The following is a 16,312-nucleotide window of genomic DNA, read 5'->3' on the forward strand; positions in this document are numbered from 1 at the left end:
ATTCACATTAACTTAAATTTTATAATGGAGGGTGAATGTAATGGAAATTCACGAAAAAGTAATCCGATTGACCTCAGCAGAGATAACTCAACTATGGAATACTTACATGAATGATAGCGCGACTATTTGTCATTTGGAACACGAATTACATAATGCCGAAGACGAACAAATTAAACCTATGATTCAACATGCTTTAGCTATATCAAAATCACATATCAAAAGAGTTACAGAACTATTAAATAAAGAAGGTTACCCTGTTCCACATGGTTTTAAATTAGACGAAGACGTTCATACTACCTCCCCTAGATTATTTTCTGATGCTTATTCGTTAATCGCTATTAACGAATTAGGAAAAGTCGGGTTGAACGCATATAGTATGGCATTATCTGTTGCTGTGAGAGAAGATGTTTATACTTTTTTTAGTGACTGTTTACGTGAGTCAGATAATGTTATTAAGAAATCCAACGAGCTGTTGTTATCAAAGGGATTATATATAAAGTCACCGTATCTGCCAACCCCTGAAAACTTCGACTTTGTGGAGAAAAAAAGTTTTCTTGCAGGGTACTTTGGAGAAAAAAGACCATTAACTGGAACTGAAATTACGAACCTTTACACCAATTTCCAAAGGAATGCACTAGGGTCAGCCACTATGATTGGGTATAGTCAGGTTGCAGAAAAAAGTGATGTAACTGAATTTCTTTTAAGAGGTAAAGAAATTGCACAAAAGCATACCGAGATATTTGGGTCCTATTTAAACGAAAATGACCTCCCTAGTCCTATGAGGTGGGATACAGAAGTAACAGATTCAACCACATACACATTTTCTGACAGAAAGATGATGTTTTATTCTACATCCTTATCTGCATTGAGTATTGGTTATTACGGAACCAGTATGTCAATGAGTCCTAGAAGAGATATTGGAATCACGTACAGCAGACTTGTAGGAGAAATCTTAAAATATGCAAATGATGGGGCTAAAATAATGATTAAATATGGGTGGTTAGAAGAGCCACCACGGGCACTTGATCGTGATGAGCTAGCAAAAGGAAGATAAGGAAAAGTGGAAATATATGAATGGTCAAACAAAACAAAAATGATAAGGTACCTCACACGCGAAGCCTACAGCTCCTGAATATATTTGATAATTTAATTTAGATTACTATCTTTAATCTCAGTATCAAACATTTTCCTTAACAAAAATATCTTTTGGTAAATCATATTCAAATATGCAATGCACAACCTTGTCATTTTTGATCTTTGACTAACCTACTTAACATATATTATCTATCACTTTTCAATTTTTGATAAACTTTAATTTGTTCATCTAATAATTCACTATATTTTAAAGTAGAGGGTGCGGTTAAGCCATCTCGAAATCCAATATCCACTAATTCACTTCGCATAACTTCAATTCGTTGTAATAATAATTCTACATCGATTTCACTATTGCTCATATTTGAATCCCCTTTATCCAAAAGCAATTAACAGAGATCAATATAAATAGCTCTATTGGGAATATGGAAGATCTAAGTATAGGCGATGAATATCGAAGAAAGACATTAGAGCTTGCTATTACATAAAGAGCACATATTTCGCCATAATCTTGAGATTAGCTTTTGTTCGCCATTCAATATTCATCCCGATTATAATATACCTCACCAAGAATCTTTCCAAATTCTGCATTTTTGTGCGACTAGCATAGAGTAAGATAAGAATTTGTCCCATAATAATTCGTGTATAAAACTCAACTTTGTTTCTCCTCAAGAATCTCTTTCATATAAAAATTGCCGGTGCTTTTTTCTTCCATTTCAATTAATTGAATTACATCCAGTAAGGTGAGTACTGCTTCCTCTTTTGTATAGATCGCATCACCTAATAGGTTGCTAGCAGCTTGAATTAACTTACTCTTCATATCTGATAATATCAACTTTGTATAAAGCTCACTTACAATTTTTTCTTGAGCTAATTCATGAGCCAATAACAGGACCTCCTTTTCGAAATAGTAAACACACCCTACTTATGAGTTATTTTTGACTTCGTTATTAAACTTGTCATAGTAATTGATAAACAAAACATTGGGATGACTTTAAAAACAAATTTCTTATAATCTAAATTTATCATATAATCAGAAAATAAGTGGTACTTAACTACGTACCATTAGTCTATAATAACTGAAAATTCTGCTGGAGAGTTTAAAATTTGTTAGATTCGCCTTTTTACGATTCTTTAAAGAAGGGGAATCACAGAGGAATGGTCCCCAAATGTAGAAATTGAAGCTCATCAAATGATTGGGATTTTATTTCAAAATAATTGTTCTTCTATCTCAGTTGTAAAGATGTTAAGCTGCTTCAAATTGGAGTTGAGGCGTTTCATGAATGTGATCATATCCGTTTTCACTTTTGAAAAAGAGTGGCGTTAGTCTGTCGCCCTAACAACATCGAATACGTGTCTTCATATCAAACAGCGAAGACGCCAAAACCAGTTTAGCCGGAAATTATATTAACTCTCTTCATTTTTGAAAAATCATATCAAACACTCCAATTATGTTTTTTTCTAAGACACACTTCTTCCATCTTTACTCTTCTCCTTCTTGCCTTTTTCCTTATGTATAAATAATAATTCATACATTTCCCTTGCATAATATTAACACTTGTCTAATACATCCATCTAAATATAAGTAACATAGTATAATAGATTCGGGAAACACAATCACAGTTTCCTAAAAATCCCATATACAGGTGGTGTTTATAGTGGAGTTAAATACTTTTCCAGAATCAGTATATTATTACTACAAGGAGTGGCAAGAATACAACATGAACATACATAAACATCCTGCGATCGAAATTATGTATGTAATCAAAGGAAAGTGTAAGGTGGAGATAGATAATCAGATTGTAGAGCTTCGTAAGAATCAATATATATTTATTCATAGTAATGTCCCTCACCGCTTAATTGTAGAAAAAAAATACCCATGCCGGATGTTGAACGTAGAGTTTGAGTGGAGAAAGGACAGGAACCATTTCACAAATGTTCATACTTTAATGAAGCATGATGAAAGATTAATGGAAATGTTTTTAGATGATGAAAATTATTTTGTTTTAAAAGATGTAGACAATGTTTATAATCATTTACGTTCACTTGTTTTAGAACTGGACCATAAAGTGCCTGGAAATGAGTTAATTATAGATATTTTATTAATTCAATTATTAACCTCAGTGGCAAAAAATAGAACGGATCAAAAGGAACATATAAATGAAGCAAATGAGTATTTTATTAATCAGGTACTTGCTTTTATCCATGAGAATTATGATTATGAAATAAAAGTACAAGATTTAGCAAAAGTCGTACATCTCCATCCAAGCTACTTACACCGTATCTTTAAGCAAACTATGAAGATAACCATTAATGAGTATATAACAAAAGTTAGAATTGACAAAGCAAAGATGCTATTGGTAAATACAGATATACCTGTAACGGAAATATCTAACTATGTAGGTATAAATACTAGTCAATATTTTAGTAATATATTCAAGAAGTACACCGGCTTATCCCCTTCCAAATATAGAGAGTATTTTCAAGATTTCAAAAGTTAGAATTTTATACAACTTTTATAATTATTGGTCAGAAAAATGAAAGCGCTATTATTTTGCGAGTGCTATATTTAGGTTAACACATAATAAGGAGGGATTTACCATCAATTTCAAATTTGCCTTTCACAGGCGGACAATATTGGTTATACAAGGGGTTAGTAAAAGATATAGTATCCGTCAGGGAATTTTAGAATATAGAAATAGCCTTTTACGGATAAGTCACAAAAACTTAAAGATGGTAACAGAGCTATGCCAACATGTTATTAGTGATATGCCCTCTATTATTCAAACAGAACACATAAACGGCAAGCATGGAGGAGTGCAAATTATATTTTAATGTGAATAATGTATATCCAGCTCAGCATTACAGAAAAGTTAGAAATTTGTAAAGACATCCAGTATTTTGCCAATTAAGATGGTCTTTTACTAAATGATGAAAGCCTGATGGCATTGCTGACACGGACATGTCCTAACCTATCGTAGTGGGAAGATCTAGAAGCATTGAGTTTAATGAGGATATGGCAAAAAACCGAGAAGAAGAAGACTGAATATGCGACAAAAGTGTTTTCTAGAAAAATTGGAGGTGCAAATTGATGAAAAAATATTTATTGATTTTATTGATTGTTTTGGTATTAGTTGGTTGTTCGTCAAATGATAATTCAAGCAACGAGTCTAATGAGTCAAGCGATAATGGTGACGGGACAACCTTAGAAATCTGGTGGAATGTTGATCAAGGTGAAGATCGTAGTGGCTATTACGATGCGATTGAAAGATATCAAGAACTTAACCCAGACGTGAGTATTAATGTACAAGTACTACCATATGAACAACTAAAACAAAAAATAACTACATCATCTGCAAATGGCAATCCACCAGATATAGCTCAAGGATTAGCCGAATGGATGGCAGACCTTAATTCCATGGGCACGCTTCATCATTTGACTGATTTTGTTAATGAGTGGGAAGAAAAAGATAGTGTACCTCAAGCAGTATGGGATAGTGTAACAATGAATGAGGAAATTGTTGCATTCCCTAGTTATATTGGAACAAGAGCTAGAATGTATCATGAAGATGTTATAAATGAAACTGGTGTTTCATTACCTGACACCTGGGACGACCTTTTAACTGTTGGTAAGGAATTAAAAGAAGCTGGAATAGAGAATCCTTTCGGAATTAGTGCAACTTCAGCGCGAGCACCCCAGGAACTAGCAGTTTATATTTGGTCAAACAACCTTGAAATTGTAGAAGAGATTAGTGACGGAGGATACCGGAACACTTGGCAAGAGGACGAGAATCAATTAGAAAGAGCGGCAGAAGTTTTCCAATTCTATAAAGATATGCTTGAACAAGGTATCATCTCACAAAATCAAACTAGTTGGGGTTATCAAGAACTAGATCAAAACTTTGCACAAGGAAGAGTTGCCATTACGCAAAACGGTCCTTGGATTCAAGGATATGAAGAAGAACAACCTGAAGGCATGAAGGATGTTAGAGTCGACGGTGTACCTCCATACAATGAAACTCCTGCTACTTTCTTGGAAGTTGCACAATGGTATGTTTTCGAAGATTCTGATCAAAAAGAAGCCGCTTTGGAATTTCTGAAATGGATGGGGTCTGAAGAAGGGCAAAGCATCTATGCGAAGGGGAATAGAACAATTCGAAACGATATGGATTCAGAAGGTGAATGGAATGTTGCCTTCACAGAAATCGCTGAACATGGAAGATCATGGCCAGCTGTACCAATGGGAGGTATCATTGATGCCATGACTGAATCTATTCAAAAAGTTTTATTAGGTGACACTACACCAGAAGAAACAGCTATATGGCTATCTGATCAAATTAACCAATCGCTTGAAGAAAATAATTTACTAAGCGAATAACATGACAGATAGAATTCAGTTAACAACACTTAACTGAATTCTATCATTTCACTACTATGAAGGAGTGTTATAATGATCAGTTTTTTTAAAAAACATACAATAGCTTATGTTTTTATGTTGCCAGCTGTTGTCTTTTTAATTCTTTTACTACTAGTGCCCATTATCAATGTATTTATTAAGAGTTTTTATGAATCAAATTTACTCATTGTTGGGGACGATCTCTTTGTTGGACTACAGAACTTTATCAATGTGATGCAAGACCCTCTCTTCTGGACAAACGTTAAAAATAGTATTGTCTATACCTTTGGATCGGTTGGTGGAGAATATGTTGTAGGTTTAGGGACAGCAATATTATTAAATCAAAATATTAAAGGAAGAGCATTTTTCAGAGGAGCTATGATTATTCCTTGGGTGGTACCAATCGTCGTTGCAGGTATGACTTGGAGATGGATGTTAAACCCCGATTATGGGATTATTAATGTTTTATTAATGAATATAGGGATTCTTGATCAAAGTATTAATTGGTTAGGAAGTGAAACAACGGCCATGTTTTCTGTTATTTGGATCAATGTGTGGAGGAGCTTCCCCTTCTATACTATTTCTTTTTTAGCGGTGTTACAAACTATCAATAAAAATGAACTAGAAGCAGCAGAAATAGACGGAGCCAACATGTTTCAAAAATTCTGGAACATTACCTTCCCTAAATTAAAAGGTATCTCCATAATCTTAATAGTATTACATTTAATCTGGACATTTAATAATTTCGATTTCATTTGGATCCTTACGGAGGGTGGCCCATTAAATGCTACTGAAACTTTAGCTATTGCGACTTATAAAGAAGCTTTCATGAAATATCATTATGGAACAGCCTCAGCTATTTCCGTGCTAATGGTTGTCATTTTAATTGGGATGATGGCACTTTATTTCTGGTTACAAAATAAGCAAGAAGCGAAGGGTGATAATTAATGCATTTATCAAGAAAAAACAAGAAGAGAATATTGAGTATTGTAACTTACTTTTTTCTGTTAATTGCCAGTATTTATAGCTTATTCCCAATATTTTGGGCTTTTTTAACAGCGATAAAGCCGGCTGATGAGGTGAGATCCTCCACTCCAACACTGTTTACAGCAAATCCAACATTTGAAAATTTTCGTTCTGTTTTATTTGAGACTCAGTTTCCTCGCTATTTTTTAAATAGTGTAATTGTTTCGGTAGGAAGTGTATTATTGTCGATTTTTATAGGAGTACTAGCAGCATATGCCCTGAGCCGACTAAGCAAATCTCCAGGTGTCAAAACACTCGGAGTCGGTATGTTATTAGCACAAATGGTACCTGTAGTGTTATTAATGATCCCTTTATATCGAATCATGATGAATATGGGGTTACTAGACTCTTACACTGGCTTAATAATATCCTATACAGTTTTTGCTGTGCCAATTATTACGTGGATGTTAAAAGGCTTTTTTGATACCATACCAATTGAGATCGAAGAATCTGCCATGCTGGATGGATGTAATAAATTTTATTTAATTATTCGTATCATGTTACCTTTATCCGTTCCTGCAATTGTTTCAGCTGGAATTTACGCATTAGTACATGCATGGAGTGAATTTGTACTAACATTCACATTTGTGTCAGATGATTCAATGCGGACTTTATCGACTGGTGTATTTAACTTCATGGGATTATGGATTGTGGACTGGGGACGTTTAATGGCAGCTGCTATATTAATTATTATACCAATCGCCATAGTTTTTACCTTTATTCAAAAGTATTTAGTGAGCGGTCTTACTGCTGGTTCAACAAAAGGATAATGAAAGGTTATAAAGCCACAACAATTAGTTGTTGTGGCTTCTTGTGACTGCTAAACTATAGAGACAATACTCATTAGATAGTATCAGTGTATCGTAATATAAAGGTGCTAAAACTTTGCAATACAAAATGCAGAGTGTTACACAACTCACCACATTTTTTTATTAAATATACCAATCACTTTTTATCGTTTACAACTAACTTAAAATAATGATTGGTATATATAATTTCTATTTACTTACTAAAAACCACCCATTCAACAATTCTTTCCGATTATAATAAAAACGCTCATTATCTTCATATCGAGTAACTTTTCCACCAGCAGCTTCTACAATTGCTTGTCCTGCGCCAGTATCCCATTCCATTGTTGGTGCGTAACGTGGATAATAATCTGCTTTACCTTCAGCCACTAGGCAGAATTTAAGTGAACTACCAGATGACACTACTTCTACTTCTCCATCTAACTGATTAATAAATGCCTCTGTTTCTTCTGACATATGAGAGCGGCTAGCGACCACATTTGTAATATTACTTTCTTTGACTTCTGGTAAACTTACACTTTGGTTGATTAAATCTACTGAACTTGTTACTTTGACTTTTGATGCATCATTTAACTTATATGCCCCTTCACCATTCACTCCAAAATAAAACGTATCAAGGGCTGGTGCATAAATAACTCCCATTTCTGGATATTTATCTTTAATTAGAGCTATATTAACCGTGAATTCACCGTTTTTCTTAATAAATTCTTTGGTACCATCTAGTGGATCAACTAACCAGAATTGTCCCCAATCTTTGCGAGCTTCGTATGGAATTTCCTTGCCCTCTTCACTTAATACCGGAATACTAGAATCGATTTTTTCTAGTCCAGACGCAATGGCATCGTGTGCTTTCTTGTCTGCTACAGTTAATGGAGAATCATCCTCTTTAAATTCAACATCAAAGTCTTGGGCATATACTTCCATAATCTCATTTCCTGCTTCTAAACAAACATCAAATAAATCAACTATGTATTTGCTCATTTTAATCCTCCATCCTTTTTTATTTTAAAACAAAATTATATTAACTATAGTTACGGTGACTAGCATCACAACCTGCTAACAATAGTAATACTTCCCCTGGTTTAGGTATAATATCGCCAATTTACTTTTAATCCACTCATTGTTACGATGTACAACCAAGACTTCTGCATCATACCTTGACCTGAATTGTGATTCCTTAAATGAATTGGATAATAAGGTTGATTGGTGAGACACAACCGCTTCGACTAATTGTACTTCTCCACTTCCAAGATCACCTAAATTCAAATGTTTACCTGTTTCTAGTTTTAGTCCTTTTATTCGTTGTAACCTTAGGGATCATAATGGTTACAGATCAAAATAGTAACAATCTTACATTTGTGTTTAAATTAGTCTTACCGTTTAGCTTTTATCACGGATTCAGTAAATAACTAAAAGGATATTCTTATACACTTGCTTTCTTTACTATAATTATACATCATAACTGGGAAGTGACAGGCATCAAAACTTAAAATTACAACTCCTTCTTTTATTAATTTATTGTAATTATTTCATATACTTCAACAACGCAAAAAACATATTATATTTGTATGACAATAAGTAAAAACCGTAACTGATCTATCCTCGCTTTTGATAATAGAAAAGGCTTTATTATACGTAACGTGTATAATAAAGCCCCGCGTTAGTCAACTCATTGAAATATTTGAACTCTGCACAACTTTGAAAATAACGAATACTTTTTTTATAATTCTTGTAAAGATATTACACCATATAACCCAGCTTTATTTCCTAAACTAGACTTGATAATTTTAACATTTGCAAAACTAGGCATTACAAGTTCTTTCACTTTTTCAGAGACTTTTCGGACAGCTAATTTTTGTTCCATAATACCTCCCCCAATTACGATTGCTTCCGGGTTAAATATATGGACTACATTAATTAAACCGACAACGACTTCCTGACACCAATTATCCAAAATACCCAATAGTTCCCTATCACCGTTGTTTATTTCTTCAAATAATTTTTCACCATTTGTACACTGACTATTTACCTTTTGAGCTTCCTTTAGTAATGCCGTAGTTGATGCATACCGCTCATAACACCCTGAATTTCCACAACTACAAGAAAGACCATTAGGGTGCGTAATAATATGACCAAATTCACCAGCAACTTTATTTACCCCTCTATATAATTGAGAGTCAATCACAATCCCGCCACCAATACCTGTTCCAAAAGTTAAAAATATGAAATTATCATACTTTGCAGCATCTCCAAAGTTTTTCTCTCCAATGATAGCGGCATTGACATCATTTTCTACCACAACAGGTACCTGAAACTTCTTCTCGAGTATATCTTTAATTCTCATACCCGTATATTGAGGTATGTTTTCATTAGCATAGATGATATACCCATCTTTATGATTAACTTGCCCTGCAGTACTTAAACTTATCGCATTAATAGTTGGATAATCTTCTATGATCGTTTCCAATTTTCGGATAATATAGGAGCCGCCTTTTTTGCTTTCCGTATCTGTCTCTTTAGTCCATGCAAAGTTCCCTTTTTCATCTGAGATGCCATATTTAATTTTAGTACCACCTATATCTGCAGCGAATATTTGCATGATTACACACCTCATATATTTTGCTATTTTAACAGTCAGACATACTATATTAATTGTCTAGGCCATTTATTAAATGCTGGTAAAACTCTTCACTTGAAGTCGAAACGAAAAGTTTAGCCATTGTTTTTTCATTCATCAAAATATTTGCTAATTCACTCATTAATGACAGATGGGCATCTGAATCCGTAGCTGAAAAAGTTACAATTAATTTAATTGGGTCAAAATTATTTGATCCAAATGAAATCGGTGGTTGAAGTGTTGTAAAACTAAGTCCTAAACTTTTTGCCCCATATTCTGGTCTTGTATGAGCAAATGCTACATGATTTCCTATCACAAAATAGGGACCTGTTTCTTTCACTATGTTGATCATAGAATCAACATAGTGTTGATTAATTGTCCCTTTCTCTAATAATCTTTGGGAAGATTTTCGGATAGCTTCTTCCCAGTTACTTGCAACAAGTCCAATTTCAATATCATCAATTGTAATTAATTCCTTCAACATCGTATTGCCTCCTTTTGTACAATTGTTTAAAACTCTGAAGCTAGATCAGAAATAATGAGTTCAGATAAACTTTTTATTTTTTTATAATATTGCTGAGTATTACTATGTTTTGTTATATCATTTGGAACCCATATAGCTTTAACATTTGCTTTACTAGCTGCTAATAAACCATTTTCAGAATCTTCTATAATAACAGCTTCTTCACTATGCACATTGGCTTTTTCCAATGCTTTTAAAAACAAATCCGGAGAGGGCTTGATGCTAGACACATCATCTGCTGTCACGATAGCGTCAAAATAATCAATTAAACCTAACCTTGTTAAATGTTTGATTGGTTTTGGCCTAGAAGATGAAGTTGCAAGCGTTAATGTCAAACCTGCATTTTTTATAGATTCTATAACTCGTACAACCCCATCTTTTGCTGGAAGTCTTTCACTACGCTCGATAAATATCTTATTTGTATCATTTAAAAATTTTTCTCTCTCAATCGATAAGTTACTTCTTTCCTCTAGTATCTCTATTAAGGTATCTGTATCGGCTCCAACACATTGCAAAAATTCATTCATTGATAAATGGTAATTTTTATTTTTCATAAACCATTCTGCAAAGATGTCATACCAAATTACTTCTGTATCAATAATGACACCATCAAAATCCATAATGATAGCTTTTAACATATCATGTCCCCCTCTGCTATAACTAATCTATTTTTTTGAACCTTTGAGATTAGTAACTAGCTCTTCATACTCTGGTGCATTGAGATAATCTTCTATTGCTATATGATGAGCATTTGGCTGTTTCTCCTTCACTCTATCCATCAACGATTTGTGTGTTATGACAATATCGCATTCAATAGGTAAATCACTTACAGAGAGATGAAATACTTGAATACCTTCAAAACCTGCTTTTTCAATTTTCTTTTGCAGTACAGATGCTCCCATCGCACTGGATCCTAACCCTGCATCACAAGCATACGCAATCTTACTAACATTCGAAAAATCAAATGTACTTTCTTCATTGCTATTGTTCTCGAAAACTGAAGATACTTTACTTTTCTTTCCTTTTAAATTTTCCATTTGTGTAGCAGCTGTCTGTAGTTGATCACCATTATTTTTAGCTCTTTTTAGAAATGGAATAGATACAAAAAATGTTACTGCCGCAGATGCTAGAATACCTAAATATATTGGCAAGTGATCTCCTACTGCTGACATAATAGAAATTGAAATGATACTACCAGGTGACGCAACTCCGACAAGTCCAATATCAAATAATGTGAAAATAAGTGTTCCAGTCATACCACCTAAAATTAAAGGCAAAATTAATATTGGGTTCATTAATACAAACGGAAAATATATTTCATGAATTCCACCAAATAAATGAATAACACTAGCACCATATGCAGTACCTTTTGAATTTCCTCTTCCGAAAATCATATAAGCAAGTAGAATTCCCAAGCCAGGTCCAGGGTTTGACTCCAATATAAACATGATTGATTTTCCGAGTTCTTCTATTTGAGTAAATCCTAGCGGTGTTAAAACTCCCTGCCCAATCGCATTGTTCAAGAACAAAATTTTAGCAGGTTCTATAAATATTGCTGTTAAAGGTAATAAACCATTGCTCATTAAAAATTCTACACCTGCTGCCAAAACACCTGTTAACGATTCAATTGCTGGAGCAAATGCTACATTACCGACCACAGCTAATGTAGCACCGATAATACCTGATGAAAGGTTATTAACTAAAAGTTCGAAACCAGTAGGTATTTTTTTCTCAACTAACGCATCAAATTTTTTAAGGATCCAAGCAGCTAAAGGACCCATAATCATTGCTCCTATAAACATGGTTATCTCAGCACCAATTATAATCCCCATAGTTGCAATTGCTGCTATTACAGAACCCCTATAACCATGAACCATCCTACCTCCAGCAAACGCTATCAACAATGTTAATAAATACGTTAGCATTGGGCTTATAAAACTTTGTAGCAAGTCAATCTCAAAAGCAATTCCGATTGCTGTTAAAATCCCCCAAGCCATAAATGCCCCTAAGTTGGGTAAGACCATGCTACTTAGTTTGCTTCCAAACGCTTGTGTTTTCGCTCTCAATGACATTTTCCCATCCCCTTTATTTTTAGAAAATTAGTTATGCATCATACAAAACGGAGCTGCTTGCTCCATTTTGTATGTCAAGTTTTTTGTACTTCATTCACTACATATCCACTTCTTTTCCTTCAGCCATTGAACGTTCAATTGCATCCACTACACGTAACGAATCATAAGCTTCTTTAGGTGTGATGACAGATTTTGTTCCATTCTGAATGTTATTCACAAATGCCATCAATTCCTCAAATAGATCGCCAGAAACCTGACCATTAGTATAATACCAATGTCTGCTGTCTGGATAAGTTATCTTTTCATTAGTTACAAAACGAACGCCATTATCACTAGAATCAATATAGGTAACTCCCTTGGTTCCAACTAATTCTAATTTATCATCTATACTGGTTGGAGAGTTTTCAGGTAAAACCCAGCAAGCTTCCAAACATGCAATTGCCCCATTCTCATATGTGACTATTGCGTATATTACATCTTTCATATCATGTTCTTTTAGTAATACACTTCTACCTTTCGCAAATACTTTTACTGGTTCGCATCCCATATACCAGTTGATATAGTCTATGTCATGAATCATTACATGCATGCTTAAATCCGAAGCCCCAATGTAACGTTTAGGGCCTATTATTGGACTGTTTCTTCTACAATACAGATGGATAATATCTCCTAATTCATCATTATCCAATGCTTGTTTTACCATGTTAAATCTTGGGTCAAAACGCAATAGAAATCCTACCGTGAAAACCTTATCATAGTCTTTTGTAATCTTATATAGTGCTTCACCATCCTCGAGCGTTTTCGCTAAAGGTTTCTCAAGCAAAATATGTTTATTATTCGCAACAGCAAATTCTACACATTCCCGATGAAGATTATCAGGTAAAACAATACTTACTGCATCAATTTCTGGATTTGAAAGAATCTCTTCAAAGTCTTTATAAGCCGTACAACCAAATTTTTCTTGAGCTTCTTGTCTCTTTTGGTCATCTCTTTCGCACACACCTGCTAGCTCAACTAATGGTAACTTTTCATATATTTCAGCATGATAATGTCCCATTTGTCCCAATCCTATTACGCCAACTTTAATTGTCATCTTTTATCATCCTTTATATATTTTTGTGTGATTAACTAAGCTCTTAATCAAAGTTCAGTAACTCATTTACTTACAAACTCGGTAAAACGTCTTGTGATGAGTTGGGGTCTTGTAATTGCACTCCCAACTACAACAGCATGTGCTCCTAACTCTAGACACCTCTTTGCTTTCTCAGGAGTATCGATGTGTCCTTCAGCCAAAACAGGTATAGTTACTGTTCCTAGTATTTGTTTTAAAATATCAAAATCATTGTCAGCTATATTTTGACCTACTGTTTGTTCGGTATAACCGATTAGTGTTGTAGAAACACAGTCAAAACCTAATTGTTGAGCTTGTATTGCTTCATCAAGAGTAGCGATATCTGCCATTAAATATTTTTCAGTTGAAATCTCTCTAATCTTCTTAACAAAATCTTTTAATGATTGATTATTGTGTCTATGTCGTATCGTTGCATCTAATGCGATCATTTCACAGTCTGTATTTGCCAATTCTTTTATCTCTTTATCAGTAGGAGTAATATAAATTGGAGAGTCATCGTAATCCTTCTTTACAATCCCAATCACTGGCAATTTTGTATTTTTTTTAATTTCTTTAATATCTGCTGCGCTATTAGCTCTTATTCCTACTGCCTTCCCTTCTGTTGCTGCCTTTGCCATACGCCCCATTATAAAAGGACTATGCAGTGGCTCATCTTCAAGCGCTTGGCAAGATACGATTATGCCATTTTTTACTTTATCCAATATCATTTCATTCTGCCTCCTCATGCCAGTTGCCCAAATCGGCTAAAAATAAATTAATATTATACACCCCTCCCTTTTTGGAGTTTTAAAACTATTTTATTTTATTATTTTGGAGTAATGCTCCAATTCGGATTTATTATATCATTATTTTGTGAAAAATCAACACTTTTTTTGTATAGTACTGTTAAAAGAAGCCGTTTTACCAAGGGACTCACTTCCGAAATGAATTATCGTTAATATAAAGTAAGACTTTCATCAGTGGGGGTTTTGCGAGTGATTAGCACCAAGATTACAAATTCATAAAAAAATCCCGAGAACACCTTGGTTTTCGGGACAACATCGCATGTAGTATAATCTTTGACAATGTCATTTATCGTGATTTTTTAACTACAAGTATTCAGATACAAAAAACTACCACATTTCTCAAACTGTGTGGTAGTGAAATTTATCAGGAAATAAGCGCCATCGTAAATAATTTCATTAATCCTTTGTTTTATATAAAATCGATTTAGCGATTTTTTGTTTTAAGTCAATTGATTTTTCTTTATTTTTCAGTGCAAATCCTGTTGTTAAAATATCAATAATAAACAACTGAGAAACTTTTGCCGATAGAGATCCTCCATCTATCAATGATTCTTTCATAGCAGTACTAACCACAATGTCTGAAAGTTGTGCAATTGGAGACAACGCATAATTTGTTATAGCTATCACGGTTGCATTACTTTTTTTCGCAATTGAAATGGCATCAAGCGTATCTTTTGTCCTACCTGAAAGACTTAAAGCAATAACTACATCTTTATCACCGAGAGTAGCAGATTCCATAGCTTGAAATTGTGAATCAGTAACCGCTTTGACATTTCTACCAACTCTTAAAAAACTTGCTTGAGCTTCTTGTGCTGCTATTCCGCTAGCTCCAACGCCATAAATTAAGATTCTTTGAGCATGTACAATCGTGTCAATTGCCTTATTCAATACTTCATCATCTATAAGTGTGATCGTTTTGTCTATTGCTTCTTTGAAATTATTTTGAATCATATCAATATATGATTCAAATGTTGGTGTTTTGTGAGAGAAATCCTCTGTGGCAATTTGTAATTTCAATTCTTGAAAACCTTCAAATCCGATTTTCTTACAAAAGCGAATAACGGTTGCGTCCCCTACGCCAACGGATTGTGTTACTTCTTGTACGGAATGGTAAATAATATCCTTTCCTGTTTCTTTTATGTAATCTGCGACTTTTTTCTCCGACTTAGTCAAATCAGAATAATATGAATCAATGATATTCAAGTATTTCATTTCATTACCTTCTTTGCCATTTAAATTTATTCCTGCAAACTCAATTATTTATGATTATGTAGATTTTATCAAGTGTTGTAATATACTTGAATCATATTGAGACACCCACTCTTGAAAGCTAAATTGAGTTTTTGATTCGTAACAATCAACACTTCATTTAGTTCAGTAATTTTTTCTATTATATGATTCAGGATTGGCCTACCAGCTAACTCAAATAAAGGTTTCCCTTTGTTCTTTGTTAAGGGGTTTAATCTTGTTGCATATCCTGGTGCAAGAATGATATATTTCTCCGTTTTCACTCCTCGTACAATTAATCACCTTATCAATAGCTAGACGGTTTCGTATTGCTTTTACTCTAACATAATTTTACTAGATCAGTTATCTTTATACATACGAAATCTTGCTTTAGGTAAGCGATATAAGACCACAAAAATGATAAATACTAAAAAAGATAAAATGAATAAAACAAAGATAGATATTACCAATAACAAGAATAATAGTATTTAAAAAATAAGAAAGCCAATGATGGCAATATGTATTTTAATTCAGCCTTTCTTTTATTCAGGGTGATCTCTGAATCACTAGGTTCCCATTGTAAAAACAGAAAAACCGCTTTACAGTTATTATAAGCGGTTTTCTAGTTATTTT

The 16,312-nt window shown here is 33.8% G+C and carries 17 protein-coding genes; 5 read left to right on the forward strand and 12 right to left on the reverse strand.

What is annotated here, in order from left to right; genetic code table 11:
* Positions 1-40 precede the first annotated feature (40 nt).
* Positions 41-1,054: a DUF3231 family protein gene (locus GI584_RS20175; protein WP_153792392.1), complete on the forward strand. Its 1,014-nt coding sequence runs from the start codon at positions 41-43 to the stop codon at positions 1,052-1,054.
* 226 nt (positions 1,055-1,280) lie between these two features.
* On the opposite strand, the gene GI584_RS20180 is transcribed toward GI584_RS20175, so the two are convergent.
* Together GI584_RS20180 and GI584_RS20185 are read right to left on the reverse strand one after the other, a co-directional pair.
* Positions 1,281-1,454, reverse strand: a complete 174-nt coding sequence (locus tag GI584_RS20180; protein WP_153792393.1) for an aspartyl-phosphate phosphatase Spo0E family protein — start codon at positions 1,452-1,454, stop codon at positions 1,281-1,283.
* 290 nt (positions 1,455-1,744) lie between these two features.
* Positions 1,745-1,978: a hypothetical protein gene (locus GI584_RS20185; protein WP_153792394.1), complete on the reverse strand. Its 234-nt coding sequence runs from the start codon at positions 1,976-1,978 to the stop codon at positions 1,745-1,747.
* A gap of 772 nt (positions 1,979-2,750) precedes the next feature.
* Here GI584_RS20185 and GI584_RS20190 point away from each other — a divergent pair.
* The 4 genes from GI584_RS20190 (at position 2,751) to GI584_RS20205 (ending at position 7,284) form a co-directional block, all read left to right on the forward strand.
* Positions 2,751-3,593 (forward strand): AraC family transcriptional regulator, encoded by an 843-nt coding sequence (locus GI584_RS20190; RefSeq protein WP_153792395.1) that lies wholly within the window; start codon positions 2,751-2,753, stop codon positions 3,591-3,593.
* Positions 3,594-4,183: 590 nt separating this feature from the next.
* Entirely contained in the window at positions 4,184-5,470 is a 1,287-nt protein-coding gene (locus GI584_RS20195) for an ABC transporter substrate-binding protein (RefSeq protein ID WP_153792396.1), read from the forward strand.
* Between the two features lie 72 nt (positions 5,471-5,542).
* On the forward strand, positions 5,543-6,436 hold the full coding sequence (locus GI584_RS20200; RefSeq protein WP_153792397.1) for a carbohydrate ABC transporter permease: 894 nt from the start codon (positions 5,543-5,545) through the stop codon (positions 6,434-6,436).
* A complete protein-coding gene (locus GI584_RS20205) occupies positions 6,436-7,284 on the forward strand; it encodes a carbohydrate ABC transporter permease (protein ID WP_228552294.1) in 849 nt (282 codons plus the stop codon). Before GI584_RS20200 ends, GI584_RS20205 begins: the two co-directional genes overlap by 1 nt.
* 228 nt (positions 7,285-7,512) lie before the next feature.
* On the opposite strand, the gene cysQ is transcribed toward GI584_RS20205, so the two are convergent.
* From cysQ to GI584_RS24430, 10 genes are all read right to left on the reverse strand, one after another.
* Positions 7,513-8,304 carry a 3'(2'),5'-bisphosphate nucleotidase CysQ gene (gene cysQ, locus GI584_RS20210; protein WP_153792398.1) on the reverse strand — a complete coding sequence of 264 codons (792 nt, stop codon included), beginning with the start codon at positions 8,302-8,304 and terminating at the stop codon, positions 7,513-7,515.
* A 75-nt stretch (positions 8,305-8,379) separates the two neighbouring features.
* Positions 8,380-8,589: a hypothetical protein gene (locus tag GI584_RS20215; RefSeq protein ID WP_194842059.1), complete on the reverse strand. Its 210-nt coding sequence runs from the start codon at positions 8,587-8,589 to the stop codon at positions 8,380-8,382.
* A gap of 454 nt (positions 8,590-9,043) precedes the next feature.
* Positions 9,044-9,922 (reverse strand): ROK family protein, encoded by an 879-nt coding sequence (locus GI584_RS20220; RefSeq protein ID WP_153792399.1) that lies wholly within the window; start codon positions 9,920-9,922, stop codon positions 9,044-9,046.
* Positions 9,923-9,971: 49 nt separating this feature from the next.
* Positions 9,972-10,424, reverse strand: coding sequence for a PTS sugar transporter subunit IIA (locus GI584_RS20225; RefSeq protein WP_153792400.1), 453 nt, complete (start codon positions 10,422-10,424; stop codon positions 9,972-9,974).
* A 26-nt stretch (positions 10,425-10,450) separates the two neighbouring features.
* Complete coding sequence (locus GI584_RS20230) at positions 10,451-11,101, reverse strand: HAD family hydrolase (protein ID WP_153792401.1); 651 nt, start codon at positions 11,099-11,101, stop codon at positions 10,451-10,453.
* A 27-nt stretch (positions 11,102-11,128) separates the two neighbouring features.
* A complete protein-coding gene (locus GI584_RS20235; RefSeq protein ID WP_153792402.1) occupies positions 11,129-12,535 on the reverse strand; it encodes a PTS mannitol transporter subunit IIBC in 1,407 nt (468 codons plus the stop codon).
* Between the two features lie 97 nt (positions 12,536-12,632).
* Positions 12,633-13,628: a Gfo/Idh/MocA family protein gene (locus GI584_RS20240; RefSeq protein WP_153792403.1), complete on the reverse strand. Its 996-nt coding sequence runs from the start codon at positions 13,626-13,628 to the stop codon at positions 12,633-12,635.
* Between the two features lie 62 nt (positions 13,629-13,690).
* On the reverse strand, positions 13,691-14,371 hold the full coding sequence (locus GI584_RS20245) for an N-acetylmannosamine-6-phosphate 2-epimerase (protein WP_228552446.1): 681 nt from the start codon (positions 14,369-14,371) through the stop codon (positions 13,691-13,693).
* A gap of 477 nt (positions 14,372-14,848) precedes the next feature.
* On the reverse strand, positions 14,849-15,664 hold the full coding sequence (locus tag GI584_RS20250; protein ID WP_153792405.1) for a MurR/RpiR family transcriptional regulator: 816 nt from the start codon (positions 15,662-15,664) through the stop codon (positions 14,849-14,851).
* Positions 15,665-15,732: 68 nt separating this feature from the next.
* Positions 15,733-15,963, reverse strand: a complete 231-nt coding sequence (locus GI584_RS24430) for a sugar phosphate nucleotidyltransferase (RefSeq protein ID WP_194842060.1) — start codon at positions 15,961-15,963, stop codon at positions 15,733-15,735.
* Positions 15,964-16,312: the final 349 nt, after the last annotated feature.

The organism is Gracilibacillus salitolerans (genome assembly GCF_009650095.1).
GTDB classification, from domain to species: Bacteria; Bacillota; Bacilli; order Bacillales; family Amphibacillaceae; genus Gracilibacillus; species Gracilibacillus salitolerans.

What these genes read in the sequence shown, in the direction of transcription:
- GI584_RS20175 (WP_153792392.1), top strand. Translation starts at nt 41, where the DNA reads ATGGAAATTCACGAAAAAGTAATCCGATTGACCTCAGCAGAGATAACT.
- GI584_RS20180 (WP_153792393.1), bottom strand. Translation starts at nt 1,454, where the DNA reads ATGAGCAATAGTGAAATCGATGTAGAATTATTATTACAACGAATTGAA.
- GI584_RS20195 (WP_153792396.1), top strand. Translation starts at nt 4,184, where the DNA reads ATGAAAAAATATTTATTGATTTTATTGATTGTTTTGGTATTAGTTGGT.
- GI584_RS20200 (WP_153792397.1), top strand. Translation starts at nt 5,543, where the DNA reads ATGATCAGTTTTTTTAAAAAACATACAATAGCTTATGTTTTTATGTTG.
- GI584_RS20205 (WP_228552294.1), top strand. Translation starts at nt 6,436, where the DNA reads ATGCATTTATCAAGAAAAAACAAGAAGAGAATATTGAGTATTGTAACT.
- cysQ (WP_153792398.1), bottom strand. Translation starts at nt 8,304, where the DNA reads ATGAGCAAATACATAGTTGATTTATTTGATGTTTGTTTAGAAGCAGGA.
- GI584_RS20220 (WP_153792399.1), bottom strand. Translation starts at nt 9,922, where the DNA reads ATGCAAATATTCGCTGCAGATATAGGTGGTACTAAAATTAAATATGGC.
- GI584_RS20225 (WP_153792400.1), bottom strand. Translation starts at nt 10,424, where the DNA reads ATGTTGAAGGAATTAATTACAATTGATGATATTGAAATTGGACTTGTT.
- GI584_RS20230 (WP_153792401.1), bottom strand. Translation starts at nt 11,101, where the DNA reads ATGTTAAAAGCTATCATTATGGATTTTGATGGTGTCATTATTGATACA.
- GI584_RS20235 (WP_153792402.1), bottom strand. Translation starts at nt 12,535, where the DNA reads ATGTCATTGAGAGCGAAAACACAAGCGTTTGGAAGCAAACTAAGTAGC.
- GI584_RS20240 (WP_153792403.1), bottom strand. Translation starts at nt 13,628, where the DNA reads ATGACAATTAAAGTTGGCGTAATAGGATTGGGACAAATGGGACATTAT.
- GI584_RS20250 (WP_153792405.1), bottom strand. Translation starts at nt 15,664, where the DNA reads ATGAAATACTTGAATATCATTGATTCATATTATTCTGATTTGACTAAG.